This window comes from Paenibacillus sp. GM2FR, from assembly GCF_002803325.1.
Lineage (GTDB): Bacteria > Bacillota > Bacilli > Paenibacillales > Paenibacillaceae > Paenibacillus_AQ > Paenibacillus_AQ lautus.
This window is the reverse complement of the sequence record NZ_MKZM01000013.1, coordinates 15,958-42,924: the sequence shown is the minus strand read 5'-3', so window position 1 is coordinate 42,924 and position 26,967 is coordinate 15,958. Positions and strand designations below refer to the sequence as shown.

The 26,967-nt window shown below is 47.5% G+C and carries 34 protein-coding genes; all 34 read left to right on the top strand.

The window, feature by feature from the left end:
- Window positions 1–26: 26 nt before the first annotated feature.
- The 34 genes from rplJ (at window position 27) to map (ending at window position 26,963) form a co-directional block, all read left to right on the top strand.
- A complete protein-coding gene (gene rplJ / locus PAEVO_RS32545) occupies window positions 27–530 on the top strand; it encodes a 50S ribosomal protein L10 (protein WP_009591975.1) in 504 nt (167 codons plus the stop codon).
- A gap of 67 nt (window positions 531–597) precedes the next feature.
- A complete protein-coding gene (rplL, locus tag PAEVO_RS32540) occupies window positions 598–960 on the top strand; it encodes a 50S ribosomal protein L7/L12 (protein ID WP_076326231.1) in 363 nt (120 codons plus the stop codon).
- Window positions 961–1,143: 183 nt separating this feature from the next.
- Window positions 1,144–1,749 carry a class I SAM-dependent methyltransferase gene (locus PAEVO_RS32535; RefSeq protein ID WP_100541554.1) on the top strand — a complete coding sequence of 202 codons (606 nt, stop codon included), beginning with the start codon at window positions 1,144–1,146 and terminating at the stop codon, window positions 1,747–1,749.
- A 348-nt stretch (window positions 1,750–2,097) separates the two neighbouring features.
- Entirely contained in the window at window positions 2,098–5,643 is a 3,546-nt protein-coding gene (gene rpoB, locus PAEVO_RS32530; RefSeq protein WP_100541553.1) for a DNA-directed RNA polymerase subunit beta, read from the top strand.
- Window positions 5,644–5,736: 93 nt separating this feature from the next.
- Window positions 5,737–9,351: a DNA-directed RNA polymerase subunit beta' gene (rpoC, locus tag PAEVO_RS32525; protein WP_100541552.1), complete on the top strand. Its 3,615-nt coding sequence runs from the start codon at window positions 5,737–5,739 to the stop codon at window positions 9,349–9,351.
- 168 nt (window positions 9,352–9,519) lie between these two features.
- On the top strand, window positions 9,520–9,771 hold the full coding sequence (locus PAEVO_RS32520) for a ribosomal L7Ae/L30e/S12e/Gadd45 family protein (protein ID WP_006212931.1): 252 nt from the start codon (window positions 9,520–9,522) through the stop codon (window positions 9,769–9,771).
- A gap of 140 nt (window positions 9,772–9,911) precedes the next feature.
- Complete coding sequence (rpsL, locus tag PAEVO_RS32515) at window positions 9,912–10,331, top strand: 30S ribosomal protein S12 (protein WP_006212930.1); 420 nt, start codon at window positions 9,912–9,914, stop codon at window positions 10,329–10,331.
- Between the two features lie 53 nt (window positions 10,332–10,384).
- Window positions 10,385–10,855, top strand: a complete 471-nt coding sequence (gene rpsG / locus PAEVO_RS32510; protein ID WP_006212929.1) for a 30S ribosomal protein S7 — start codon at window positions 10,385–10,387, stop codon at window positions 10,853–10,855.
- A 48-nt stretch (window positions 10,856–10,903) separates the two neighbouring features.
- Entirely contained in the window at window positions 10,904–12,985 is a 2,082-nt protein-coding gene (fusA, locus tag PAEVO_RS32505) for an elongation factor G (RefSeq protein ID WP_100541551.1), read from the top strand.
- Window positions 12,986–13,080: 95 nt separating this feature from the next.
- Complete coding sequence (gene tuf / locus PAEVO_RS32500) at window positions 13,081–14,271, top strand: elongation factor Tu (RefSeq protein ID WP_100541550.1); 1,191 nt, start codon at window positions 13,081–13,083, stop codon at window positions 14,269–14,271.
- Between the two features lie 457 nt (window positions 14,272–14,728).
- Window positions 14,729–15,037 carry a 30S ribosomal protein S10 gene (rpsJ, locus tag PAEVO_RS32495; protein WP_009589214.1) on the top strand — a complete coding sequence of 103 codons (309 nt, stop codon included), beginning with the start codon at window positions 14,729–14,731 and terminating at the stop codon, window positions 15,035–15,037.
- 41 nt (window positions 15,038–15,078) lie between these two features.
- Window positions 15,079–15,702 (top strand): 50S ribosomal protein L3, encoded by a 624-nt coding sequence (gene rplC, locus PAEVO_RS32490; RefSeq protein ID WP_009589211.1) that lies wholly within the window; start codon window positions 15,079–15,081, stop codon window positions 15,700–15,702.
- Between the two features lie 26 nt (window positions 15,703–15,728).
- A complete protein-coding gene (gene rplD, locus PAEVO_RS32485) occupies window positions 15,729–16,352 on the top strand; it encodes a 50S ribosomal protein L4 (RefSeq protein WP_009589231.1) in 624 nt (207 codons plus the stop codon).
- Window positions 16,352–16,645 (top strand): 50S ribosomal protein L23, encoded by a 294-nt coding sequence (rplW, locus tag PAEVO_RS32480; RefSeq protein ID WP_100541549.1) that lies wholly within the window; start codon window positions 16,352–16,354, stop codon window positions 16,643–16,645. Before rplD ends, rplW begins: the two co-directional genes overlap by 1 nt.
- A 29-nt stretch (window positions 16,646–16,674) precedes the next feature.
- Window positions 16,675–17,505 carry a 50S ribosomal protein L2 gene (gene rplB / locus PAEVO_RS32475; protein ID WP_006212918.1) on the top strand — a complete coding sequence of 277 codons (831 nt, stop codon included), beginning with the start codon at window positions 16,675–16,677 and terminating at the stop codon, window positions 17,503–17,505.
- 73 nt (window positions 17,506–17,578) lie between these two features.
- Window positions 17,579–17,854, top strand: coding sequence for a 30S ribosomal protein S19 (gene rpsS / locus PAEVO_RS32470; protein WP_023964919.1), 276 nt, complete (start codon window positions 17,579–17,581; stop codon window positions 17,852–17,854).
- A gap of 36 nt (window positions 17,855–17,890) precedes the next feature.
- On the top strand, window positions 17,891–18,223 hold the full coding sequence (gene rplV, locus PAEVO_RS32465) for a 50S ribosomal protein L22 (RefSeq protein ID WP_015737624.1): 333 nt from the start codon (window positions 17,891–17,893) through the stop codon (window positions 18,221–18,223).
- A 13-nt stretch (window positions 18,224–18,236) separates the two neighbouring features.
- The gene (gene rpsC, locus PAEVO_RS32460; RefSeq protein WP_006212915.1) at window positions 18,237–18,902 is read left to right on the top strand and encodes a 30S ribosomal protein S3; all 666 of its coding nucleotides are present in this window, start codon (window positions 18,237–18,239) and stop codon (window positions 18,900–18,902) included.
- 2 nt (window positions 18,903–18,904) lie between these two features.
- Window positions 18,905–19,339, top strand: coding sequence for a 50S ribosomal protein L16 (rplP, locus tag PAEVO_RS32455; RefSeq protein ID WP_009589221.1), 435 nt, complete (start codon window positions 18,905–18,907; stop codon window positions 19,337–19,339).
- The gene (rpmC, locus tag PAEVO_RS32450) at window positions 19,329–19,526 is read left to right on the top strand and encodes a 50S ribosomal protein L29 (RefSeq protein ID WP_007132561.1); all 198 of its coding nucleotides are present in this window, start codon (window positions 19,329–19,331) and stop codon (window positions 19,524–19,526) included. Before rplP ends, rpmC begins: the two co-directional genes overlap by 11 nt.
- 45 nt (window positions 19,527–19,571) lie before the next feature.
- The gene (gene rpsQ / locus PAEVO_RS32445; protein ID WP_009589223.1) at window positions 19,572–19,838 is read left to right on the top strand and encodes a 30S ribosomal protein S17; all 267 of its coding nucleotides are present in this window, start codon (window positions 19,572–19,574) and stop codon (window positions 19,836–19,838) included.
- Window positions 19,839–19,874: 36 nt separating this feature from the next.
- On the top strand, window positions 19,875–20,243 hold the full coding sequence (rplN, locus tag PAEVO_RS32440) for a 50S ribosomal protein L14 (protein ID WP_006212911.1): 369 nt from the start codon (window positions 19,875–19,877) through the stop codon (window positions 20,241–20,243).
- A gap of 77 nt (window positions 20,244–20,320) precedes the next feature.
- Window positions 20,321–20,677, top strand: coding sequence for a 50S ribosomal protein L24 (gene rplX, locus PAEVO_RS32435; RefSeq protein ID WP_006212910.1), 357 nt, complete (start codon window positions 20,321–20,323; stop codon window positions 20,675–20,677).
- A gap of 28 nt (window positions 20,678–20,705) precedes the next feature.
- Window positions 20,706–21,248, top strand: coding sequence for a 50S ribosomal protein L5 (gene rplE / locus PAEVO_RS32430; protein WP_007132558.1), 543 nt, complete (start codon window positions 20,706–20,708; stop codon window positions 21,246–21,248).
- Window positions 21,249–21,294: 46 nt separating this feature from the next.
- Entirely contained in the window at window positions 21,295–21,480 is a 186-nt protein-coding gene (locus tag PAEVO_RS32425) for a type Z 30S ribosomal protein S14 (RefSeq protein WP_074961883.1), read from the top strand.
- 33 nt (window positions 21,481–21,513) lie between these two features.
- Window positions 21,514–21,912: a 30S ribosomal protein S8 gene (gene rpsH, locus PAEVO_RS32420; protein ID WP_006212908.1), complete on the top strand. Its 399-nt coding sequence runs from the start codon at window positions 21,514–21,516 to the stop codon at window positions 21,910–21,912.
- A gap of 29 nt (window positions 21,913–21,941) precedes the next feature.
- A complete protein-coding gene (gene rplF / locus PAEVO_RS32415; RefSeq protein ID WP_071221018.1) occupies window positions 21,942–22,484 on the top strand; it encodes a 50S ribosomal protein L6 in 543 nt (180 codons plus the stop codon).
- Between the two features lie 111 nt (window positions 22,485–22,595).
- Window positions 22,596–22,964 (top strand): 50S ribosomal protein L18, encoded by a 369-nt coding sequence (rplR, locus tag PAEVO_RS32410; RefSeq protein ID WP_071221017.1) that lies wholly within the window; start codon window positions 22,596–22,598, stop codon window positions 22,962–22,964.
- 26 nt (window positions 22,965–22,990) lie between these two features.
- Complete coding sequence (gene rpsE, locus PAEVO_RS32405; protein WP_009589212.1) at window positions 22,991–23,488, top strand: 30S ribosomal protein S5; 498 nt, start codon at window positions 22,991–22,993, stop codon at window positions 23,486–23,488.
- A 12-nt stretch (window positions 23,489–23,500) separates the two neighbouring features.
- The gene (gene rpmD / locus PAEVO_RS32400; RefSeq protein WP_006212904.1) at window positions 23,501–23,686 is read left to right on the top strand and encodes a 50S ribosomal protein L30; all 186 of its coding nucleotides are present in this window, start codon (window positions 23,501–23,503) and stop codon (window positions 23,684–23,686) included.
- A 46-nt stretch (window positions 23,687–23,732) separates the two neighbouring features.
- Window positions 23,733–24,173, top strand: coding sequence for a 50S ribosomal protein L15 (rplO, locus tag PAEVO_RS32395; protein ID WP_006212903.1), 441 nt, complete (start codon window positions 23,733–23,735; stop codon window positions 24,171–24,173).
- Window positions 24,173–25,471 (top strand): preprotein translocase subunit SecY, encoded by a 1,299-nt coding sequence (secY, locus tag PAEVO_RS32390; protein ID WP_100541548.1) that lies wholly within the window; start codon window positions 24,173–24,175, stop codon window positions 25,469–25,471. The genes rplO and secY overlap by 1 nt, the downstream gene beginning before the upstream one ends.
- Before the next feature lie 89 nt (window positions 25,472–25,560).
- Window positions 25,561–26,205, top strand: coding sequence for an adenylate kinase (locus PAEVO_RS32385; protein ID WP_100541547.1), 645 nt, complete (start codon window positions 25,561–25,563; stop codon window positions 26,203–26,205).
- Between the two features lie 5 nt (window positions 26,206–26,210).
- Entirely contained in the window at window positions 26,211–26,963 is a 753-nt protein-coding gene (gene map / locus PAEVO_RS32380; RefSeq protein WP_006212900.1) for a type I methionyl aminopeptidase, read from the top strand.
- Window positions 26,964–26,967 lie beyond the last annotated feature (4 nt).

The following is a 26,967-nucleotide window of genomic DNA, read 5'->3' as shown; positions in this document are numbered from 1 at the left end:
ACTAATACAACCAGGAGGTGTAATCATTGGCAAACGCAAAAGTGATTCAAGCGAAACAAGAAGCGGTTGATGTCGTTGCTGCTAAGCTGCGCGAAAGCGTATCGACAGTAGTTGCTGACTATCGCGGACTGAACGTTGCGCAAGTAACTGAACTTCGTAAACAGCTTCGTGAAGCTGGCGTCGAGTTCCAAGTACTGAAAAACACGCTGCTTCGCCGTGCAACTGCGGCAGCAGAGCTGACTGATCTGGACGAAGTCTTGACTGGTCCAACAGCTGTTGCATTTGGTACCAATGACGCTGTCGCTCCAGCAAAAATCCTCAACGATTTTGCTAAGAAAAACGACGCGTTGAAATTGAAAGGCGGCGTAGTAGAAGGCCGTGTAATCGGAGAGAGCGAAATTAAAGCTCTGGCAGAACTTCCGTCCCGCGAAGGTCTCCTCTCCATGCTCCTCAGCGTGCTTCAAGCTCCAGTGCGCAACTTCGCGCTTGCAGTTAAGGCTGTTGCTGAGAAGGAAGAACAAGGCGCATAAGCTTTGTCTTGCTAAAGCTGTGTAACAACAACTATAAAATCTTAATAATAAATGGAGGTTCAACCCAATGAGCAAAGAGCAAATCTTGGAAGCAATTAAAGGTATGTCCGTTCTGGAACTGAACGATCTCGTAAAAGCAATCGAAGAAGAATTTGGTGTAACTGCTGCAGCTCCAGTAGCTGTTGTAGGTGGCGCTGGTGCAGCTGAAGCTGCTGAGCAATCCGAATTTGACGTAATCCTGACTAGCGCAGGCGCGTCCAAAATCAACGTAATCAAAGTGGTTCGCGAAATCACAGGTCTTGGCTTGAAAGAAGCAAAAGAACTGGTTGACAACGCTCCAAAACCATTGAAAGAAAAAGTAGCTAAAGAAGAAGCAGAAGCTGTTAAAGCTAAATTGGAAGAAGCAGGCGCATCCGTAGAAGTTAAGTAATTAGCTTCTTGAGATTCACGCAGCAAGAAACAAACCCCTTGAATATTTGTTCAAGGGGTTTGTTATTGTGGCGGGGAGATCACGGGGTACTGATTCACCGCAAGAAAGGTTATACTGGGGATAAGAGCGCCTAAGAGCGAAATAGCTCAGGCGGGCAGACTTTGATTCAAGACGGAGGAAATGATGCCGAATCAACATTATTACTCGAATCAGCCGGAAATGGCTCATGACCGTAAGGAGTTAAAGACGGAGCTTCGGGGGCAGACTTTCAACTTTATCAGTGACGCGGGCGTATTCTCTAAGAGCGGCGTGGATTATGGCAGCAAGGTATTAATAGAGGCTATGAACTTTAACCAGCATGCCGAAGTGTTGGATGTAGGCTGCGGATATGGTCCGATCGGTTTGTCGGCGGCAAGAATGGCTGCGCAAGGCCATGTGACGATGATCGACATCAATAGCCGTGCTGTCGAATTAGCCAAGGAGAATGCAAAACGTAACGGTATATCCAATGTGACCATCTTGGAGAGCGATTTGTTTGCTGCGGTGCAGGGTCAGCAATTTGACGTGGTTCTAACCAATCCGCCGATTCGTGCCGGGAAAGAGACGGTACATGCCATATTCGAAGAATCGTGGAAGCATTTGCGCGAGGATGGGCAGCTGTGGGTTGTGATTCAGAAGAAGCAAGGCGCGCCTTCAGCGAAAGCGAAACTGGAGAGTTTATTTCATCAGGTAGAGGAAGTAACGAAGGATAAAGGATACCGGATATTTAAAGCGACTAAATCTTCTTAAAATAGTTCGACTAGGCTGTTGACTTGGGTATGCTGGTATGGTATTATTATAAAATGTCAGTATTAGGATGGTCTCTTTGTCTTTAGTTGACTGAAATGTCAAGACTTAATGTGTGGAAAGATGCATAAAGTCGATCATATTGACGTATAATATGTACATTTTGGGCAAATCTACAGGATATGAGATGATTATCATAACCATGGATAAGCTGCTCTTTTTTCGAAAAGGTATTCGATAAGGGCTTTTCTCTATTTATGGGAGTGTACTCTGTATGTTCCATTATAGTGTTACAAACAGAGGTTCGCAATGAAATTTTTAAAGTGAGTAGACATGAGGGGTGAGTTTAAGTTGGCAGGACATCTTGTTCAATATGGTCGACGCACTCGGCGAAGTTATGCTCGTATTAACGAGGTACTCGAAGTTCCGAACCTGATTGAAATCCAACAAAAATCTTATGAATGGTTTTTGGAGGAAGGGCTCCGCGAAATGTTCCAGGACATCTCGCCGATCCAGGATTTCACAGGTAATTTGGTACTAGAGTTCATTGACTACAGCCTTGGAGAACCGAAATACACCGTCGATGACGCGAAAGAACGCGACGTTACTTATGCGGCGCCGCTCCGCGTGAAAGTCCGGCTCATTAACAAGGAGACCGGAGAGGTCAAGGAGCAGGAAGTGTTCATGGGAGACTTCCCGTTAATGACGGAAACCGGAACATTCATTATCAATGGTGCCGAACGGGTTATTGTCAGCCAGTTGGTTCGCTCTCCCAGCGTCTATTTCAGCACAAAAGTGGATAAAAACGGTAAGACGACGTACACTGCAACAGTTATCCCTAACCGCGGCGCTTGGCTGGAACTGGAGATGGACGCGAAGGACATTATCTATGTCCGGATCGACCGCACCCGTAAAATCCCTGTAACGGTACTTTTACGTGCACTTGGTTTTGGTACAGATGCCGAGATTCTGGATCTTCTGGGCAATGATGAATATATTCAAAACACGCTGGATAAAGACAACACCGACTCTACGGAAAAAGCGCTCATCGAAATCTATGAACGCCTTCGTCCGGGCGAGCCGCCAACACTGGAGAATGCGAAGAGCCTTCTCGTTGCCCGTTTCTTCGATCCGAAGCGTTATGATTTGGCTAACGTTGGTCGCTACAAGATCAACAAGAAGCTTCATATTAAGAACCGTCTCTTTAATCAACGTTTGGCAGAGAGTTTGATAGACACCGATACGGGTGAGATCATTGCGGAAGCTGGTCAAACCGTAGATCGCCGTCTTTTGGACGAGATCATGCCTTACCTTGAGAAGAGCGTAGGCTTTAAGAATTATCATGTTACCGGCGGCGTAATGGACAGCGAGGATATCCCGCTGCAAACGATCGATGTATTCTCTCCAATCGAGGATGCAAAAGTCGTGAAGGTCATCGCGAACGCAAACATTGATAAATCCGTGAAGCATATTACGCAGGCAGATATCATTTCTTCCATCAGCTACTTCATCAACTTGCTGCATGGAATCGGCAACACGGATGATATCGACCACCTGGGTAACCGTCGTCTGCGCTCCGTAGGCGAATTGCTTCAAAATCAGTTCCGTATCGGTTTGTCCCGGATGGAACGTGTCGTTCGTGAAAGAATGTCGATTCAGGATGCTAATGTGATTACGCCGCAGGCTCTCATCAACATACGTCCGGTTATCGCATCGATTAAAGAGTTCTTCGGCAGCTCCCAGCTGTCCCAGTTCATGGATCAGACGAACCCGCTTGCGGAACTGACGCATAAACGTCGTCTGTCTGCTCTCGGACCCGGCGGTTTGACGCGTGAGCGTGCGGGCTTTGAAGTGCGGGACGTTCACCACAGTCACTATGGCCGTATGTGTCCGATCGAGACGCCGGAGGGACCGAACATCGGTCTGATCAACTCCTTGTCGACGTTTGCGCGCATCAACGAATATGGCTTCATTGAAGCTCCGTATCGTTGGGTGGATCCGAAGACCGGTAAAGTAACGGACCAAATCGATTACCTGACTGCAGATGAAGAGGATAACTATATCGTTGCCCAGGCGAACGCCGAACTCAACGAAGACGGAACCTTCGCTGACGAAATGGTTATCGTCCGTTATAACAAGCAATCCGATAACATCCTTCCTATGCCGAGCGACCGTGTAGACTACATGGATGTATCGCCTAAGCAGGTCGTGTCGGTAGCGACGGCGCTCATTCCGTTCCTTGAGAACGATGACTCCAACCGCGCGCTGATGGGATCCAACATGCAGCGGCAGGCTGTTCCGCTTCTTATTCCTAAAGCTCCGCTGGTCGGAACCGGAATGGAACACAAGTCTGCAAAAGACTCCGGTGTATGTATTGTGTCCAAATATGACGGGATTATCGAACGTTCATCCGCTAATGAAATCTGGGTTCGCCGTGTGGAAAATGTCGACGGACAAGAAGTCAAAGGCGATCTTATTAAACATAAATTACACAAATTTATGCGTTCGAACCAAGGAACATGCATCAACCAACGTCCAATCGTTAAACGCGGCGATGTAATCAAAAAAGGTGACATCCTCGCAGACGGTCCATCCACAGAGATGGGTGAATTGGCACTGGGCCGCAACGTCGTTGTTGCGTTCATGACTTGGGAAGGTTACAACTACGAGGATGCGATTCTTCTCTCCGAGAAACTGGTCAAAGAGGACGTGTACACTTCGATTCATATCGAGGAGTACGAATCCGAGGCTCGTGACACGAAGCTTGGACCGGAAGAAATTACGCGTGATATTCCTAACGTAGGGGAAGAAGCGTTGAAGAACCTTGACGAGCGCGGAATCATCCGCATCGGTGCCGAAATCAGCGCCGGAGACATCCTCGTGGGTAAGGTAACACCTAAGGGTGTAACCGAACTGACGGCAGAAGAGCGTCTCCTGCATGCGATCTTCGGTGAGAAGGCTCGCGAAGTACGCGATACCTCGCTGCGCGTTCCTCACGGTAGTGACGGGATCATCGTAGATGTTAAGGTGTTTACACGTGAGAACGGCGACGAATTGCCGCCGGGCGTTAACCAACTGGTTCGCGTTTACATCGCACAGAAACGTAAAATCTCCGAAGGTGACAAAATGGCCGGACGTCACGGTAACAAAGGTGTCGTTGCCCGTATTTTGCCTGAAGAAGATATGCCGTTCCTGCCAGATGGCACGCCGGTTCAAGTTGTGTTGAACCCTCTAGGGGTTCCGTCACGGATGAACATCGGTCAGGTGCTCGAGGTTCACTTGGGTATGGCTGCGCTCCAACTCGGCATTCACGTGGCTTCACCGGTATTTGACGGTGCAAGCGAGTATGACGTGTTTGATACGATGGAAGAAGCAGGCATGCAGCGCAATGGTAAGACCGTATTGTACGACGGACGGACGGGTGAACGTTTTGAACGTGAAGTTACCGTCGGCGTCATGCACATGATCAAGCTCGCGCACATGGTTGATGATAAAATTCACGCCCGTTCTACGGGACCATACTCACTCGTTACGCAGCAGCCGCTGGGTGGTAAAGCTCAGTTCGGCGGACAGCGCTTCGGTGAGATGGAAGTGTGGGCACTTGAAGCTTACGGTGCTGCCTATACGCTGCAAGAAATTCTTACCGTCAAGTCGGATGACGTGGTCGGCCGGGTGAAAACCTACGAATCCATCGTCAAGGGCGAGAACGTTCCGGAACCGGGTGTTCCTGAATCGTTCAAGGTATTGATTAAAGAGCTTCAGTCTCTCGGTATGGACGTCAAAATCCTGAGCGAGAATGAAGAGGAAATCGAGATGAAAGAACTCGACGACGAAGACGATGCTCAAGGTGATAAACTGAGCCTTAACTTGGAAGGCACTGAAGTCGGAGTGGAATAACGGTCAATCATTCACCCCCGTCGGCTTATAAGTCGGCGGTGGTGTTATGGTCGTATAGCACATAAATAGGACTAGGTTGAGGAGGGTTGCTCCTTGTTGGACGTTAACAATTTTGAGTACATGAAAATCGGTCTTGCTTCACCGGAAAAAATTCGCTCTTGGTCTCGCGGAGAGGTGAAGAAGCCGGAAACGATTAACTACCGTACATTGAAGCCGGAGAAAGAAGGCCTGTTCTGTGAGCGGATTTTCGGTCCGCAGAAGGACTGGGAATGTCATTGCGGTAAGTATAAGCGTGTCCGTTATAAAGGAGTAGTCTGCGATCGCTGTGGCGTTGAAGTAACACGCGCTAAAGTCCGTCGTGAACGGATGGGCCATATCGAGCTTGCGGCTCCTGTATCGCATATTTGGTATTTCAAAGGCATTCCAAGCCGTATGGGTCTGGCTCTGGATATGTCCCCAAGATCTCTGGAAGAGATCATTTACTTCGCATCTTATGTTGTAACCGATCCAGGAGATACACCGCTGGAGAAGAAGCAGCTGTTGTCCGAGAAGGAATATCGCAGCTATCGTGAGAAGTACGGCTACGGATTCCAGGCCGGCATGGGTGCTGAAGCGGTTAAGAAGCTTCTTCAAGACATCGATGTTGACAAGGAGCTTGAGTTCCTTAAGGAAGAACTGCGCACTGCACAGGGTCAGCGCCGCAACCGGGCCATCAAACGCCTGGAAGTGATTGAGGCGTTCCGTAACTCCGGCAACAATCCGGAGTGGATGATCATGGATGTGCTGCCGGTCATTCCGCCGGAGCTTCGCCCGATGGTTCAACTTGATGGTGGACGCTTTGCGACCTCCGACTTGAACGATCTGTACCGTCGTGTTATTAACCGGAACAACCGTCTGAAAAGACTGCTGGATCTCGGCGCGCCGGATATTATCGTACAGAACGAGAAGCGCATGCTGCAGGAAGCTGTCGATGCATTGATCGATAACGGCCGTCGCGGTCGTCCGGTCACAGGCCCAGGTAACCGTCCGCTTAAATCCCTCAGCCACATGCTGAAAGGTAAACAAGGACGTTTCCGTCAGAACTTGCTCGGTAAACGGGTTGACTATTCCGGTCGTTCCGTTATCGTTGTAGGTCCTTACCTGAAAATGTACCAGTGCGGTCTGCCTAAGAAAATGGCGCTTGAGCTCTTCAAGCCGTTCGTTATGAAAGAACTGGTCAACAAAGGCCTGGCTCATAATATCAAGAGTGCGAAACGCAAAGTAGAACGTGTAAGTCCAGAAGTATGGGATGTGCTCGAAGAGGTCATTAAAGAGCATCCGGTTCTTCTGAACCGTGCACCGACGCTTCACAGACTCGGTATTCAAGCATTTGAACCGATTCTGGTTGAGGGCCATGCGATCCGTCTCCATCCGCTCGTATGTACAGCATATAACGCTGACTTTGACGGTGACCAAATGGCGGTTCACGTTCCTTTGTCCGCTGAAGCTCAAGCTGAAGCGCGTCTGTTGATGCTGGCATCGGGTAACATTCTGAACCCGAAAGACGGCAAGCCGGTTGTTACGCCGTCTCAGGATATGGTACTGGGTTCCTTCTATCTGACGATGGATAACAAGGAAGAGAAAGGTACCGGCATGATTCTGGGCAGCGTGAACGAAGCGGTTTCCGCTTATCAGCGTGAAGCAGCCGGTCTGCATGCACGCGTAGCGATTCCGGTTAAAGCCCTGGGCAAGACCAGCTTTACGGAAAAACAGCAGGATGCGATTTTGGTTACGACGATCGGCCGGATTATCTTTAACGAGATTTTCCCTGCCAGCTTCCCTTACATCAATGAAGCGACTCGTACGAACTTGCTGCAAGGCACGCCTGAGAAGTATTTCGTATACGAGAAGGGCGCAGATATTCAAAAAGTGATTCAGGAACTGCCAATCAGCGGTGCTGTTGGTAAGGAATATCTGGGTTCCATCATTGCACGCTGCTTCGAAACGTACCATACCACGGAAACCTCTGTGATTTTGGATAAAATCAAGCAGCTCGGTTTCACCTACTCTACTCGTGCAGGCGTAACCGTTGCGGTATCCGACGTTATCGTACCTGACGAGAAGAATGAAATTCTGAAAGAGTCCGACGAGAAGGTTAAAGTGGTAACGAACCAATATCGCCGCGGCTTGATTACGAATGAAGAACGTTATGACCGTGTTATCGATATCTGGTCCAAGACCAAGGACGATATTACGGATGTACTCATGAAATCGATGGACCGCTTTAACTCCATCATGCTCATGGTTGATTCGAAAGCACGGGGTAACAAATCGCAGATCACTCAGCTCGGCGGTATGCGGGGTCTGATGGCGAACCCGTCGGGACGTATCATCGAACTCCCAATCAAATCGAACTTCCGTGAAGGACTGACGGTACTCGAGTACTTCCTGTCCACGCACGGTGCGCGTAAAGGACTTGCCGATACAGCGCTTCGTACCGCTGACTCCGGTTACTTGACTCGTCGACTTGTTGACGTAGCCCAGGATGTTATCGTTCGCGAAGATGAGTGCAGCACGGATAAAGGCTTTACGGTTAGCCGTATTCAGGACGGTAAAGAAGTTATCGAGGATCTCTATGACCGTATTGAGGGACGTTATGCATTTGAAACCGTCCGCCATCCGGAAACGAAAGAGATCATCGTAAATCGTAACGAATTGATTGACTCCGACAAAGCTGAAGAAATCGTAGCAGCTGGCGTTGAGAAGCTTCAAATCCGTTCCATCTTGAGCTGTCGTGCACGTTATGGCGTCTGCAAAAAATGTTACGGTCGTAACCTGGCTACTGGTAAGCATGTTGAGATTGGTGAAGCGGTTGGTATTATCGCGGCTCAATCCATCGGCGAACCGGGAACACAGCTCACGATGCGTACGTTCCACACAGGCGGCGTTGCCGGTGATGATATTACGCAAGGTCTTCCGCGTATCCAGGAGCTCTTTGAAGCCCGTAATCCTAAAGGTCAAGCGACCATTAGTGAGATCGACGGCGTGGTTAAAGAGATCCGCGAAACGAAAGACCGTCGTGAAATCGAAATACAAGGTGAAGCTGAGACTAAGGTTTACGCGGTTACCTATGGCTCTCGTCTGCGCGTAAGCGAAGGCAAGCAAATTGAAGCCGGGGATGAACTGACCGATGGTTCCATTGATCCGAAGGAAATGCTTCGCATCAAAGGTATCCGTGGCGTGCAGAACTACATCCTACAGGAAGTACAACGCGTATACCGTAACCAAGGCGTAGAAATTAACGATAAACACGTTGAAGTTATGATCAGACAGATGCTGCGTAAATTCCGTATCGTTGATGCGGGAGATACGAACCTGCTGCCAGGCTCCTTCGTGGATATGCATGAATACGAAGCAGCAAATAAAGATGCTATTCTCTCCGGGAAAGAACCTGCGGTTGCCAAACCGGTTCTCCTCGGGATTACAAAAGCATCTCTCGAAACCGATTCGTTCTTGTCAGCAGCCTCCTTCCAGGAGACGACTCGCGTGTTGACTGACGCTGCCATTAAAGGTAAAGTCGATCAGCTGCTTGGTCTGAAAGAGAATGTTATCATCGGTAAACTGATCCCTGCAGGTACCGGTATGAACCGTTATCGCAGCGTGAAGTTCACGGGACAAAACGATGTGAATGACGAAAGTCAGGAACTCGAAACAGCTTCTATAGATTAAGAGACAGTCAGGTGATGGGGAATTTCCGTATCTTAAGATGCGGAAGCTCTCCGTCCCAAAGTTTCTTTTTTCCTCATTTAATAGCTTGACATCGATTAGGGCAGATGCTAATATAGCAAAGGTGCGTGAATAGTTTCTTTGTTCCCTGTTCTTTTGGAGGAATGACTTATGTCTAATGATAAAGGATTACAGGATGCACACATCAAGATTGGCACCAAACAAACGATGAAGGCCGTTGAATCCGGTTTGGCTGCAGAGGTTTATGTGGCCGAAGATTGCGACCAACGTTTGATTTCAAAAGTCGTATCCGAGTGTGATAAGAATGGCGTGCATATCAACTATGTACCCACGATGATAGAGCTTGGAGAAGCATGCGGTATTGAAGTTGGTGCAGCTATGGTAGCTGTCTTGAAATCATGATTTGAGAAATCGTTTTTGTTGGAGAAGACGTTACTTCTCTCGGCAAAAACTTTTCATTTGTTCTTTTATGAACCGCCTGGGTCTGTGGACTTAAACGGGGTTTGTAATCGAATGATAAATACGGGAAGGGGGTGGCTAGCATGCCAACAATTAACCAACTGGTTCGCAAGGGCCGTCAAGCCAAAGTTTACAAATCGAAATCTCCAGCTCTTCAAAAAGGTTTTAACGCTTTGAAACGTGAGGAGACCGACTTGAGCGCTCCGCAAAAACGCGGTGTATGCACTCGTGTAGGTACAATGACGCCAAAAAAACCGAACTCCGCACTTCGTAAATATGCTCGTGTTCGCTTGACGAACCGCATTGAGGTGACGGCTTACATTCCGGGTATCGGACATAACTTGCAAGAGCACAGTGTTGTATTGGTTCGCGGTGGACGGGTAAAAGACCTTCCGGGTGTACGTTACCATATCGTTCGCGGCGCACTTGATACCGCTGGTGTAAACAACCGGATGCAAGCTCGTTCCAAATACGGCACGAAGCGTCCTAAAGCAAAAAGCTAATTGATGCTCATGTTTTCGTAACATGACTCATGACTGAAGAAAGGGGGATATCCATGCCACGCAAAGGTCCAGTAACTAAAAGAGACGTGCTGCCAGATCCAGTGTATAACAGCAAGCTGGTAACTCGTCTGATCAACCGCATCATGTTGGATGGTAAAAGAGGTGTTGCTCAAAGCATCCTTTACAATTCATTCAACATCATCAAGGAACGTACTGGTAATGATCCGATGGAAGTGTTTGAAGCAGCTATCAAGAACATCATGCCAGTATTGGAAGTAAAAGCTCGTCGTGTCGGCGGTGCTAACTACCAGGTTCCGATCGAAGTTAAACCAGAGAGACGTACATCCCTTGGATTACGTTGGCTCGTAAACTACTCCCGCAACCGCGGCGAGAAAACCATGGAAGAGCGTTTGGCGGCTGAGATCATCGATGCTTCCAACAACACAGGCGCTTCCGTTAAGAAACGCGAAGATACACACAAAATGGCTGAAGCGAACAAAGCGTTTGCTCACTACCGTTGGTAGGATCCAGCAACTAATTAATACTTCTAATTTTGAAGGGAGACTATTCGCATGGCGACAAGAGAGTTCTCCTTGAAAAATACACGTAATATCGGGATCATGGCGCATATTGACGCTGGTAAAACGACCACTACAGAGCGGATTTTGTTCTATACAGGCCGTACGCACAAAATCGGGGAAGTTCACGAGGGTGCAGCTACAATGGACTGGATGGAGCAGGAGCAGGAGCGCGGTATCACGATTACATCCGCTGCGACTACCGCTTCTTGGAAGGGTCATCGCGTTAATATTATCGACACCCCGGGGCACGTTGACTTCACAGTAGAAGTTGAACGTTCCCTTCGTGTATTGGATGGGGCAGTAGGTGTATTCAGTGCGAAAGAGGGCGTTGAACCTCAGTCGGAGACGGTTTGGAGACAAGCAGACCGTTATGGAGTTCCGCGGATCGCATACGTAAACAAAATGGATATTATCGGTGCCGACTACTTGAACGTAGTTAAAGATATGAGAGAGCGTCTGCAAGCGAATGCGGTAGCGATTCAGCTTCCGATCGGTGCAGAGAATGATTTCATTGGCATCATCGATATTATCGAGGAAAAAGCTTATATGTATAAGGATGACCTCGGTCAAAATATCGAAGAAACCGAAATTCCAGCAGAATTCAAGGATCAAGTGGAAGAGCTTCGCAACGAGTTGGTTGAGAAGGTAGCAGAACTTGACGAAGACTTGACAATGAAATATCTTGAAGGTGAAGAAATCACCATCGCTGAGTTGAAAGCTGCTCTGCGTAAAGGTGTTGTCGAAGTTAAGATCTTCCCGGTTATCTGTGGATCTTCTTACCGTAACAAAGGTGTTCAGTTGATGCTTGATGCCGTAATCGATTATTTGCCGGCTCCAACTGACGTTCCAGACATCAAGGGTACCCTTGAAGACGGAACTGAAGCTATTCGGCATTCTTCCGATGAAGAGCCGTTCTCGGCTTTGGCATTCAAAATCGCTACGGACCCTTATGTTGGTAAGCTGACATTCTTCCGCGTATATTCCGGTGTACTGCAATCCGGCTCTTACGTACTGAATGCAACTAAAGGCAAGCGTGAGCGCATTGGTCGTATCCTTCAAATGCATGCGAACAGCCGTCAAGAAATTTCCGAAGTGTTCGCCGGAGATATCGCAGCTGCCGTAGGTTTGAAAGATACGGGTACAGGTGATACACTATGTGATGAGAAAAACCCGGTTATCTTGGAGTCCATGAACTTCCCTGATCCGGTTATCGAAATCGCAGTTGAGCCTAAAACAAAAGCTGACCAAGATAAAATGGGTGTGGCTCTCGGTAAGTTGACTGAAGAGGATCCAACTCTTCGTGCGCATACTGATGAAGAAACAGGCCAAACGATCCTGGCAGGTATGGGTGAGCTTCACTTGGACATCATCATCGACCGTATGCGTCGTGAGTTCAAGGTAGAAACTAACGTGGGTAAACCACAGGTAGCTTACCGCGAAACATTCCGTACACCAGCTCGCGTTGAAGGTAAATTCGTTCGTCAGTCCGGTGGTCGTGGACAATACGGTCACGTATGGGTTGAGTTCGAACCTCTGGAACCAGGTAGCGGTAACCAATTCGACAGCAAAGTTGTCGGTGGTTCGGTACCAAGAGAATACATTGGTCCTGCACAGCAAGGTATTGAAGAGCAAATGAAGAACGGTGTACTCGCCGGCTTCCCGCTTGTTGACGTTAAAGCAACGATCGTCGACGGTTCGTACCATGATGTTGACTCCAATGAAATGGCGTTTAAAATCGCCGGTTCCATGGCTTTGAAAGCAGCTAAAGACAAGTGTAAGCCTGTCCTGCTTGAGCCAATCATGAAAGTTGAAGTTACCGTGCCTGAGGAATACATGGGCGACGTAATGGGTATGCTGAACTCCCGCCGTGGACGTATCGAAGGTATGGACTCCCGTGGTGGTACTCAAATTATCCGTGCGAAAGTGCCTCTTTCCGAAATGTTCGGTTACTCCACTACCCTTCGCTCCGGTACACAAGGACGCGGTGTGTTCTCCATGGAACTCTCCCATTACGAAGAAGTTCCTAAGAATATCTCCGATGAAATTGTGTCCAAGATCAAAGGCGGAGAGTAATAACGTTTTACCTGCTGGATAGGAGGCGGGACCAACATCCCGTTAACTCCGCTTCCGGCCTAACATATATATCCCCTTAAGGAGGAATTGTTCAAATGGCAAAGGCTAAATACGAACGTACGAAACCCCATGTTAACATCGGTACTATCGGTCACGTTGACCATGGTAAAACAACTTTGACAGCTGCAATCACATCTGTATTGTCCAAAACTTACGGTGGTGCTGCAATGTCTTTCGACCAAATCGACAAAGCTCCAGAAGAGCGCGAGCGCGGTATCACAATTTCGACTTCCCACGTTGAATACGAAACTGATACTCGTCACTATGCACACGTTGACTGCCCAGGTCACGCTGACTATGTTAAAAACATGATCACTGGTGCTGCTCAAATGGACGGAGCGATCCTGGTTGTATCCGCAGCTGACGGCCCAATGCCGCAAACTCGCGAGCACATCCTGTTGTCCCGCCAAGTAGGCGTTCCTTACATCGTTGTATTCTTGAACAAATGCGACATGGTTGAAGACGAAGAGCTCTTGGAATTGGTTGAGATGGAAGTTCGCGACCTGCTGAGCGAGTATGACTTCCCAGGCGACGACACTCCGATCACTCGTGGTTCCGCTCGTGAAGCTCTGCAAAACCCAGAAGGCGAATGGGCACAAAAAATCGTTGAAATGTTCAAAACAATCGACGAGTACATCCCATTGCCTGAGCGCGACACTGACAAGCCTTTCTTGATGCCTGTCGAGGACGTATTCTCCATCACTGGTCGTGGTACCGTTGCTACAGGTCGTGTAGAGCGTGGTACGATCAAAGTTGGTGACGAGATCGAAATCGTTGGTATCGCTGAAGAAACTAAGAAATCCGTTGTTACGGGCGTTGAGATGTTCCGTAAATTGCTGGATTCCGCACAAGCTGGTGACAACATCGGTGCATTGCTTCGTGGTGTTGAGCGTACTCAAATCGAGCGCGGTCAAGTACTTGCTAAGCCTGCTTCCGTTAAACCACACACAGAGTTCACAGCTCAAGTATACGTACTGAGCAAAGAAGAAGGCGGACGTCATAAGCCTTTCTTCACTGGCTACCGTCCACAGTTCTACTTCCGTACTACGGATGTAACTGGTGTGATCAACTTGCCAGAGGGTTCTGAAATGGTTATGCCTGGTGATAACATCACTGTAACGGTTAACCTGATCAACCCAATCGCGATTGAAGAAGGAACTAAATTCTCCATTCGTGAAGGCGGCCGTACCGTAGGTGCTGGTTCCGTTGCTACCATCATTAAATAATTAAGGCTTACGAATAGCCTTGAATATAGCAACAGTGTATTGTAACGAGCAACAATGTGATGTCCTGATAAAAGAGTCTGGTCCTTTGGATCAGGCTCTTTTTCTATTGGACTCAGCCCAAATTACCTGTTTACAATCTCTGGTGGATGTCAGTACTTAGATTCGGGACAATCTATTATATAGAAGAAAGATCCCGGTACAATATGATATGCGAAAACGATGGAATCTATTAACCAAGTCCTGCAACTTCCGGTTAAAGATGCAAATACATATTAATTATGAATTAGTGCTTGCAATACGCCTATCTTTTATATATAATAGTGAATGTTGTTCTGCGACGTTGCGATGATGCGAGAGGTTACCGACACACCCGGCCCCTTTGCCATGAGGCAGGTGGTTGGAAAATTTTCGCGGAGTATGTCCGATACCAAATTGGGCGATAGAAGGAGGGAATAAAATGGCAAAGCAAAAAATTCGTATTCGCTTGAAAGCATACGACCACAGAGTTCTTGATCAATCCGCTGAGAAAATTGTTGAGACAGCAAAACGTTCGGGTGCTGGTGTATCCGGTCCGATCCCGCTTCCAACTGAGAAACAAGTAATTACCATTCTCCGTGCGGTACACAAGTATAAGGATTCTCGGGAACAGTTCGAAATGCGTACACATAAACGCTTGATCGACATCGTGAACCCGACTCCACAAACTGTGGATGCCTTGATGCGCTTGGACCTGCCGTCCGGTGTAGATATCGAAATCAAACTGTAAGCATTGCATAACGAATTAGAGAAGAGAAAAGAGGTGTCAACATGAAAGGTATCTTAGGTAGAAAGCTCGGAATGACTCAAGTGTTTACCCCTGAGGGTGTTGTAATTCCTGTAACGGTTATCGAAGCAGGTCCTTGTGTTGTTCTTCAAAAGAAAGATCTGGAAAACGACGGATACGAAGCGATTCAAGTCGGTTTCTCTGATAAGAAAGAGAACAGATCTAACAAACCAGAAGCAGGCCATGCGAAAAAAGCAAACACTGCGCCTAAGCGCTACGTTCGCGAAATTCGCGGTGTTGACCTCGCGAGTGTCGAGGTTGGACAAGAGCTGAAGGCTGATGTCTTCGCAGAAGGCGAATTTGTTGACGTAACGGGTATTTCCAAGGGTAAAGGTTTCCAAGGTGTAATCAAACGTTGGGGCCAAAGCCGCGGACCAATGTCTCACGGTTCCCGTTATCACCGTAGACCAGGTTCCATGGGTTCCATCCAGGCAAACCGTGTTCCTAAAGGAAAACGCCTGCCAGGTCACATGGGCAATGAGACAGTTACGATTCAAAAGCTCGAGGTTGTTAAAGTCGATGCAGAGCGTAACGTAATCCTTGTAAAAGGCTCCATTCCTGGACCTAAAAAAGGTTTTGTTCAAATCAAAGAAACGGTGAAGAAATAATCGCCTAAAGAAAGGAGGAACAAACAATGCCTAAAGTAGCACTTTATAATGTCAGCGGTAGCCAAGTTGGCGAAGTAGAATTGAATGAAGCTGTATTCGGCATCGAGCCGAACGCACACGTACTGCACAGCGCAGTATTGCTGCAGCGCGCTTCCCTTCGTCGCGGTACCCACAAAGTAAAGGGACGTTCTGAAGTACGCGGCGGCGGACGTAAGCCTTGGAAACAAAAAGGTACTGGCCGTGCTCGTCAAGGTTCGATCCGTTCTCCACAATGGAAAGGCGGCGGCGTGGTATTTGGACCGACTCCGCGCAGCTACACATTTAAACTTCCTAAGAAAGTCCGTCGTTTGGCTATCAAATCCGCTTTGTCTTCCAAAGTGATTGACAACGCAATTATCGTATTGGATCAATTGACGCTGAATACGCCGAAAACGAAAGAGTTTGCTAACATTCTTAGCAACCTGAAAGTAGGCCGTAAAGCTCTGATCGTTGCTCCAAGCTATGATGATAATGTAGCCCTTTCCGCACGTAATATTCCTGGTGTGAAATTCGTAGCGGCTGACGGCATTAATGTTCTTGACGTACTGTCGTACGATCAACTGATCATTACGAAGGAAGCAGTTCAGAAGGTAGAGGAGGTGCTCGCGTAATGAAAGACCCACGCGATATAATCAAGCGCCCGGTGATCACGGAACGTACGGCTGACTACATGGCAGAGCTGAAATATGCTTTTGAAGTGGATATCCGTGCTAACAAGACCGAGATCAAGCAAGCTGTCGAAGCTATTTTTAAAGTTAAAGTATCGAACGTGAATACGATGCGTGTCCCTGCTAAACCAAAGCGTTATGGCCGTTATTCCGGTTACACAACCGAATGGAAAAAGGCAATCGTGACTTTGGCTCCAGACAGCAAACCGCTCGAGTTCTTTGAATCGGTTGAATAAGAATTTTTTAAGTAAGGAGGGAAAATTCAGTGCCTATTAAAAAGTATAAACCGACATCCCCGGCTCGACGCAACATGTCCGTGTCGACTTTCGAAGAAATCACCACGAATCAGCCGGAGAAATCGTTGCTGGCTCCGCTGAGCAAAACAGCTGGCCGTAACAACCAAGGTAAAATTACGGTTCGTCACCATGGCGGCGGACACAAGCGTAAATACCGTATCATCGACTTCAAACGGAATAAAGACGGCATTCCAGGTCGCGTTGCTACAATCGAATACGACCCGAACCGTACTTCCAACATCGCTCTGATTCACTATGTAGATGGTGAAAAGCGTTATATCATCGCTCCTAAAGGTCTGAAAGTTGGAGACCAAGTAGTATCTGGAGTAGGTGCTGACATCAAGATCGGTAACGCACTTCCACTGGAAAACATTCCGGTAGGTACCGTTATCCACAACATTGAATTGAAACCAGGTAAAGGCGGACAATTGGTTCGTGCTGCTGGTACAGAAGCTCAACTTCTCGGTAAAGAAGATAAGTACGTAACTGTTCGTCTTTCTTCCGGTGAAGTTCGCCGCATCCTGAAAGTTTGCCGTGCAACCATCGGTTCTGTGGGTAACCAAGACCATGAGTTGATCAAAATCGGTAAAGCTGGTCGTAGCCGCTGGCTTGGACAACGCCCTGAAGTACGTGGTGTGGTAATGAACCCTAACGATCACCCTCACGGTGGTGGTGAAGGCCGCGCTCCAATCGGACGTAAATCGCCTATGTCTCCATGGGGTAAACCAACCCTTGGTTACAAAACACGTAAAAAAGGTAAAGCTTCTGACAAATATATCGTTCGCCGCCGCACGAAGTAATGCGCGATTAAGTGCATAACTTCGTGACAGGCTCGAAGGTAACGAGACAATTTGGTGAAGGGAGGATTTCAATATGAGCCGTAGTTTGAAAAAAGGACCTTTTATTGACGGATATCTGCTCAAAAAAGTGGAGGACATGAACAGCGCAAGCAAAAAGGCTGTGATCAAAACCTGGTCCCGCCGCTCCACTATTTTCCCGCAATTTATCGGTCACACGTTCGGAGTATACGATGGCCGTAAGCATGTACCTGTATATGTAACAGAGGACATGGTAGGACACAAGTTGGGTGAGTTTGCTCCAACTCGTACTTACAAAGGTCATGAAGATGATAAGAAAACAAGAAGATAATTAATGAAGCTCTTTGTTTGAGAGGAGGTTAAACATATGGAAGCAAAAGCACATGCTAGATCGATTCGTATTGCTCCTCGTAAAGCTCAACTCGTTGTTGACTTGATCCGCGGTAAGCAAGTCGGCGAAGCGATCGCAATTCTTCGTCACACTCCGAAAGCTGCATCTCCGGTTGTTGAGAAGCTTTTGAACTCGGCTATCGCAAACGCTGAGCATAACTACTCTTTGGATGTAACTAAATTGGTTGTGACGCAAGCTTATGTCAACCAGGGACCGACTATGAAACGTTTCCGCCCGCGTGCGATGGGACGTGCAAGCCGGATCAATAAACGCACCAGCCACATTACTTTGGTGGTAGCTGAAAAATAAGGAGGGAAAACGTGTGGGCCAAAAGGTAAATCCAGTAGGACTCCGTATCGGTATTATCCGTGATTGGGAATCCAAATGGTATGCAGGCAAAGACTTCGGTGATCTTTTGCTGGAAGACGTGAAAATCCGTGAATACCTGAAAAATAAATTGAAAGACTCCGCTGTATCCCGTATCGAAATCGAGAGAGCGGCTAATCGTGTGAACGTGACGATCCACACTGCGAAGCCAGGTATGGTTATCGGTAAAGGTGGTTCCGAAGTAGAAGTACTGCGCGGACAAGTGACTAAAATTGCCGGCGGTAAAAAAGTTCACATCAACATTTCTGAAATCAAAAACCCTGAACTGGACGCTATTCTTGTTGCTGAAAGCATTGCACAACAGTTGGAACGTCGTGTATCTTTCCGTCGTGCACTGAAACAAGCGATTCAAAGAACTATGCGCTCTGGAGCAAAAGGGATTAAAACATCGGTCAGCGGACGTCTTGGCGGAGCCGAGATTGCTCGTACGGAAGGCTACAGTGAAGGAACTGTTCCACTTCATACGCTTCGTGCAGACATCGACTATGGTACAGCAGAAGCGCATACGACTTACGGCCGTATCGGCGTGAAAGTATGGATCTATCGTGGAGAGGTTCTTCCTACGGCTAAGAAACAAGCTGCTCAGGAAGGAGGCAACTAATCATGTTGGTACCAAAACGTGTAAAACACCGCAAACAACAGCGCGGCCATATGAGAGGTCAAGCTAAAGGCGGTACTGAACTGAACTTCGGCGAATTCGGTCTGCAAGCTACAGAACCAGGCTGGATCACGAACCGTCAGATCGAAGCTGCTCGTATCGCGATGACTCGTTACATCCGTCGTGGCGGTAAAGTATGGATCAAGATTTTCCCAGATAAGCCGATTACTCAAAAGCCTCTCGAAGTGCGGATGGGTAGTGGTAAAGGTAACGTTGAGAAATGGGTTGCCGTTGTAAAACCAGGCAAGATCATGTTTGAACTTGGAGGCGTGTCCGAGGAAATCGCCCGCGAAGCGATGCGTCTCGCCGCTCACAAGCTGCCTGTTAAAACGAAGTTTGTGAAACGTGAAGAAGTGGGTGGTGAAGCAAATGAAAGCTAATGAACTGCGCAACTTAACCACTGCAGAAATCGAGCAAAAAATCGCCGGATTTAAAGAGGAACTCTTTAACCTCCGTTTTCAATTGGCCACAGGCCAGCTTGACAACCCGACTCGGATCCGTGACGTTCGCAAAGAAATAGCTCGTGCTAAAACCGTTATCCGTGAAAGAGAACTTGGGATTAGTTAATGAAACAGAAACGTCGTGTTCTGTATTCAGGAAGGAGGCTAACAAATGAGCGAAGAACGCAATGCTCGTAAAGTGCAAATTGGTAAAGTTGTCAGCGATAAAATGGATAAAACCATTGTTGTAGCTGTTGAAACTTATAAGAAGCATGACTTGTATCACAAACGCATTAAATACACGAAAAAATTTAAAGCGCATGATGAGAACAATCAAGCTCAAATCGGAGATACCGTTAAAATCATGGAAACTCGCCCTCTCTCCAAAGACAAGCGCTGGAGATTGGTAGAAGTGGTTGAAAAAGCGGTTATCATCTAAGATATGATCAGTTTTTGATGGAAGGAGGAAATTTAAATGATTCAACCATTTACACGTTTAGCTGTTGCTGACAACTCCGGTGCGAAGGAACTGATGTGTATCCGCGTATTAGGTGGTACTGGTCGTCGTACAGCTCAAATCGGTGATTTGATCGTATGTTCCGTCAAACAAGCAACACCAGGCGGCGTTGTCAAAAAGGGTGATGTAGTAAGAGCGGTAGTCGTTCGTACGAAACGTTCTGTACGTCGTAAAGACGGATCTTACATCTCATTTGACGAGAATGCAGCTGTTGTTGTTAAAGACGACAGAAGCCCACGCGGAACTCGTATTTTCGGACCAGTTGCTCGCGAACTTCGCGAAAGAGACTACATGAAAATCGTTTCCTTGGCTCCGGAAGTAATCTAATAACACCCCAAAAAGTGACGTAACTTTTCGGGAACCCGATAAATAGTTGAACTGGCTAGTCATAGGAGGTGTAACGAATGCCTAAAGTGAAAAAAGTTCTGGAATCCCATAGCAACAAACTGCACGTGAAAAAAGATGATACAGTTATCGTCATCAGCGGTAAAGACAAAGGCAAAAAAGGCCGTGTCATCGCAGCGTACCCTCGTGAAAATCGTGTTTTGGTTGAAGGTGTGAACATGATCAAGAAGCACCAGAAGCCAAACCAAATGAACCCACAAGGCGGTATCATCGAGAAGGAAGCTCCGATCCATGTATCGAACGTTATGCACGTTGATCCGAAGAGCGGAAAAGTAACCCGTATCGGTTACAAAGTACTGGACAACGGCAAAAAAGTTCGCGTAGCAAAAAGATCCGGAGAAGTTATCGATAAATAAGACGGTTTAGAAAGGAGGTCCTTGAATCATGGCAGCAAGAATGAAAGAACGTTTTTTGAACGAAGTAACTCCTGCTCTGATGCAGAAGTTTAGCTATAAGACAGTAATGCAAGTACCAAAAATCGAGAAGGTTGTCATCAACATGGGTGTAGGTGACGCTGTAGCTAACTCAAAGGTGCTTGATTCCGCTGTGAACGACATGCAGCTGATTGCTGGTCAAAAACCGGTTATCACCCGTGCGAAGAAATCCATCGCGGGATTCAAACTGCGTGAGAACATGCCAATCGGTGTGAAGGTAACATTGCGCGGTGAGCGTATGTACTACTTCCTCGACAAGCTGTTCAACGTTACACTTCCACGTGTACGTGACTTTCAAGGCGTGTCCACCAAAGCATTTGACGGACGCGGTAACTATACGCTCGGTCTGAAAGAGCAACTCATTTTCCCTGAAATTGAGTATGACAAAGTGGATAAAGTTCGCGGTATGGATATCGTTATCGTAACGACTGCTAAAACCGACGAAGAATCCCGTGAACTGCTTGCTCAGCTGGGCATGCCTTTCGCGAAATAAGACGGTTGTCCTTTTCTCCGAAACTATTTAGGAGGTGTCAGGCTAAGTGGCAAAAACTTCGATGAAAGTTAAACAACAACGTACACCGAAATACAAAGTACGGGCATATACCCGTTGTGAACGTTGTGGTCGCCCACATTCGGTACTGCAGAAGTTTAAAATTTGCAGAATTTGTTTCCGTGAATTAGCTTATAAAGGCCAGATTCCTGGCGTGAAAAAAGCAAGCTGGTAAGAAGTTTATAAACGGGAAGGAGGTTTATCCTACATGACTATGTCCGATCCAATTGCAGATATGCTAACTCGTATTCGTAACGCGAACACGGTTCGCCACGAAACAGTAGAAATGCCTGCTTCGACGATTAAAAAACAAATCGCTGACATTTTGAAGCGTGAAGGCTTCATCCGTGATGCAGAGTTTGTGGAAGACAATAAACAAGGGATCATTCGTGTATTCCTGAAATATGGTTCCAACAACGAACGTGTAATCACAGGTCTGAAAAGAATCAGCAAACCAGGTCTTCGCGTTTACACGAAGAGCAACGAAGTACCTCGCGTACTTGGTGGTTTGGGTATTGCGATCATCTCCACGTCTAAGGGAGTTATGACCGACAAAGAAGCTCGTCAATCCAAAGCTGGCGGAGAAGTTCTCTGCTACGTATGGTAATCAACGTCACAAGATAGGAGGTGTAATGAATGTCCCGTATTGGTCGTAAACCAATTGCTATTCCAAACGGTGTGGAAGTCACACTGGATAACACTGTAATCACTGTTAAAGGACCTAAAGGTACCTTGACTCGTGAACTGCATAAAGACATGCAAATTACAGTAGAAAACAACGAGATCAATGTTGTTCGTCCTTCCGACAACAAAACACATCGCTCTCTTCACGGCACGACCCGCAGCGTTGTCTCGAATATGGTCAACGGTGTAACTGAAGGATTCTCGAAAAACCTTGAGTTGGTAGGTGTCGGATACCGTGCAAGCAAATCCGGAGATAAAATCGTTCTGAACGTGGGTTACTCCCACCCAGTTGAAATTACACCGGAGCCAGGTATTGAGTTCGACGTACCGGCAAACACGAAAATCACGGTTCGCGGTATCGATAAAGAGCGCGTAGGTGCATACGCTGCTAAGATTCGTTCCGTACGTGAGCCTGAGCCATACAAAGGTAAAGGGATTAAATACGAAGGTGAACGCATTATCCGTAAGGAAGGTAAAGCTGGTAAGAAGAAATAAGTTAGTTAACCGGGGATTCACTTGGTGGATAACTTACTTCTTCTCCCATACTTACCCGATGCGTCTAAAAGTGAAGCTCTTAAGGCAAAACTGAAGGGAGGAAATGGAAGCATGATCACGAAACAAGACAAGAACAAAGCTCGTCTGAAAAGACACCTGCGTGTCCGTAAGAAAATCCAAGGCACAGCAGAACGTCCACGTCTGAACGTGTTCCGTTCTTCGAAACACATCTATGCTCAATTGATCGACGACGTGGCTGGCGTGACTTTGGCATCAGCTTCTACGCTGGATAAAGAACTGGCTAACGACATCAAGAACGGCGGAAGCGTTGAATCCGCTCGTAAAGTCGGCGAACTCGTTGCAAAACGTGCTGCAGACAAAGGTTACAAAGTGATCGTATTCGATCGTGGTGGCTACTTGTATCATGGACGTATTCAAGCACTTGCAGAGGCAGCTCGCGAGGCAGGCCTTGAATTCTAAGATATTTTCAAAAGGAGGTAAACGACTTGCGTGTAGATCCTAACACTTTAGAACTGACTGAAAGAGTAGTAAACATTAACCGCGTTGCTAAAGTTGTAAAAGGCGGACGTCGCTTTAGCTTTAGCGCACTGGTAGTTGTCGGTGATGGCAAAGGTTGGGTAGGAGCAGGTATCGGTAAAGCAGGCGAAGTACCGGATGCAATCCGCAAAGGTATTGAAGATGCTAAGAAAAACCTGATTCACATTCCACTTGTTGGAACAACTATTCCTCACCTCGTAACAGGTCACTTCGGAGCAGGCCGAGTATTGTTGAAGCCGGCATCTGAAGGTACTGGAGTTATCGCTGGCGGACCGGTTCGTGCAGTACTTGAACTGGCTGGCGTAGGCGACATTTTGACAAAATCTCTAGGTTCTTCGAACTCCATGAACATGGTCAATGCGACTTTGGAAGGGTTGTCCCGCCTGAAGCGTGTTGAAGATGTTGCCAAGCTTCGCGGCAAATCCGTCGAAGAGCTGTTGGGTTAAGGAGGGAATCTCATGGCTAAACTTGAAATCACCCTCGTACGCAGCGTGATTGGTCGTCCAGAGGATCAGCGTGCAACCGTGAAAACACTCGGACTTCGCAAAATCAACCATTCCGTGGTTCAAAGCGACAATGCTGCAATTCGCGGAATGATCAAGAAAGTAAATCACCTGGTTTCTGTTAAAGAAATCGAAGGTTAATCCCGGGCAGTTTATTCCCGGACATATTAAGGAGGTGCAACGAACGATGAAGTTACATGAGCTGAGCCCAGCACCTGGATCCCGCAAAGAACGCAAGCGCGTTGGACGCGGTACTAGTAGCGGTACGGGTAAAACGTCGGGTCGCGGTCACAAAGGACAAAACTCTCGTTCCGGCGGTGGTGTACGTCCAGGCTTCGAAGGTGGACAGAACCCATTGTATCGTCGTCTTCCGAAGCGCGGTTTCGTAAACCCAACTCGGAAAGAGTACGCGATTGTGAACATCGAAGAACTTAACAGCTTTGCAGCAGGTACTGAAGTGACTCCAGAAGTTTTGGTTGAGAGCGGTATTGTTAACAATACAAAGAGCGGAATCAAAATTCTTGGCAACGGTGAAGTTACCGTTTCTTTGACTGTAAAAGCTAATAAGTTTTCTCAATCTGCGGTAGAGAAGATCGAGGCTGCCGGCGGTAAAACCGAGGTGATCTAATGTTTAAGACCCTGAAAAATATATGGCGTGTGGATGACCTTCGCAAGCGTATCTTGTTCACCTTATTCGTTCTGATCATCTTCCGTATTGGATCATTTGTTCCGGTTCCCGGTGTTAACAAAGATGTTTTTACCCAGACGAATCAGGCAGGCAATGAGTTGTTCGGTCTTCTTAACACGTTCTCGGGGGGCGCACTATCGCAGTTTTCGATCTTCGCCCTTTCGATATTTCCATATATTACTTCGTCCATTATCGTGCAGTTGCTGTCGATGGACGTCATTCCAAAGTTTGCGGAATGGAACAAACAAGGGGAACACGGGAAGAAGCAGTTGGCTCAAATTACTCGTTATGGTACGGTAATATTGGGTTTGATTCAGGCGTTCGGTATGTCCGTCGGGTTTAACCGCCTGTATGGTGCCGAAATGGTTCCTGGAGCAACCTTTATCGACTTTGTTGTTATCGCGATCGTGCTTACTGCAGGTACATCATTCTTGATGTGGCTCGGTGAACAGATTACGGAACGCGGAATCGGTAACGGTATTTCGATCATTATCTTTGCTGGTATCGCTGCTGGTATTCCAATGCACATTCGGACAACGATTGAATCGAACTTCATTCAGGATGGTCAAGTGTTTATGAACATTCTGAAGGGTGTTATCATCCTTCTGATTTTGATTTTGATCATTACCGGTGTTGTATTCATTCAGCAAGGTATCCGTAAGATTCCGGTTCAATACGCGAAGCGTGTTGTAGGAAACAAAATGTACGGCGGACAGAACACACACATTCCACTCAAGATTAACGGAGCAGGCGTTATTCCGGTAATCTTTGCGATGTCATTGCTGCAATTCCCGGTTATCCTCGCCAGCTTCTGGGCACACATGAATTGGGCAAAGTGGATTACGGCGAACCTGGCTTATGACAGCCCGCTTGGAATGGTACTGTATGTACTCATGATCATTGGTTTCACGTTCTTCTACACCTTCGTGCAGATGAACCCGAACCAAATGGCTGATAATATGAAGAAGAACGGCGGCTATGTACCGGGCATTCGTCCTGGTAAAGCTACCGAGAAGTATCTGACTCGGGTTATGACCCGTTTGACCATGACAGGAGCATTGTTCCTGGCCGTGATCTCCGTGCTTCCGGTGTTCTTTGGATCACTTGCAGGTCTTCCTCGTACAGTTCAGATTGGTGGTACGTCCCTCTTGATCGTGGTCGGTGTTGCACTGGATACGATGAAGCAGATCGAAAGCCAACTGATCAAACGTCACTACAAAGGTTTTATCAATAAATAGGCGATAGGTTCCGGCGAGTGGTCTGTATCGCTTCCCGGCGCCTATTGTGTTGTTCTTGCTAGTCAATCAAGGGGAGGGAGTGACGTAAGGTGAACATCTTATTCATGGGTCCTCCTGGGGCAGGAAAAGGGACGCAAGCAGAAAACATCGTGAATGAATTCGGTATTCCTCATATTTCAACAGGCGATGCATTTCGTCTGGCGATCAAACAAGGAACTCCCATCGGGATTAAAGCGAAGGAATTCATGGATCAGGGGCTGCTGGTACCGGATGACGTAACGATTGGTATTGTGGAGGAGCGTTTGCAGCAGTCCGATTGCGAAAAAGGTTTTTTATTGGACGGTTTTCCAAGAACCCTTTCGCAAGCGGAAGCGCTGGATGAGATTCTCGCCCGCTTGAATACTGGTCTCGATCACGTCATCAACCTGAAAGTTGATCGGGAAAAGCTTCTGGCTCGCCTTACCGGCCGCCGGATTTGCAAAAACTGTGGTTCGACTTATCATGTGATCTTTAATCCTCCTAAACAGGAAGGCATTTGTGATAAATGCGGCGGCGAATTGTACCAGCGCTCCGATGATAACGAAGAGAGCGTCGGCATTCGTTTAGACGAATATATCAACAAAACAGCACCACTCCTCACGTTTTATGAGAACAAAGGTCTTTTGCGTCAAATCGATGGTGATCAGGAAATCGACGTGGTTTCATCACAAATTGCGTCTATACTGAGAGGTTAAGTATAATGATCATTTGTAAATCCGAAACGGAACTGAGCTTGATGAGAGAGGCAGGAAGGATCGTGGCGGAATGCCACAAACTCCTTGCCGCTCATGTAGAACCGGGCATTACGACCGGGGAGCTTGACCTTATGGCCGACAAGTTCATTCGAAGCCAAGGCGCTGTGCCATCTTTTAAAGGCTACAACGGATTTCCTTCCAGCATTTGCGCATCAGTCAACGAAGAATTGGTGCATGGATTTCCAGGCAAACGCAAATTAATCGAGGGCGATATCGTTACGTTTGATATCGGTGCACAGTACCAGGGTTACCATGGTGACTCGGCATGGACCTACGCTGTAGGAGAAATTTCCGAAGAAGCCCAGCGTCTGCTGGACGTAACGGAAGGATCGCTCTATGCTGGACTTGCGCTAATCAAACCCGATGTCCGCTTGTTTACAATCTCTCATGCCATACAGCGTCACATCGAGGATGCAGGGTTCTCTGTCGTCCGGGAATACGTTGGTCATGGTGTGGGTACCGATCTGCATGAGGATCCGCAAATTCCGAACTATGGCATCCCAGACCGCGGACCAAGACTCAAACCGGGCATGGTGCTCGCGATCGAGCCGATGGTCAATGCGGGTAAACGGAATGTCAAGACGCTGGAAGACAACTGGACGGTTGTAACGGTAGACGGCTCACTATGTGCTCACTTCGAGCATACGGTAGCAGTCACGCCGGATGGCATGGAAATTTTGACGAAGCTGCCGGAATAGGGTG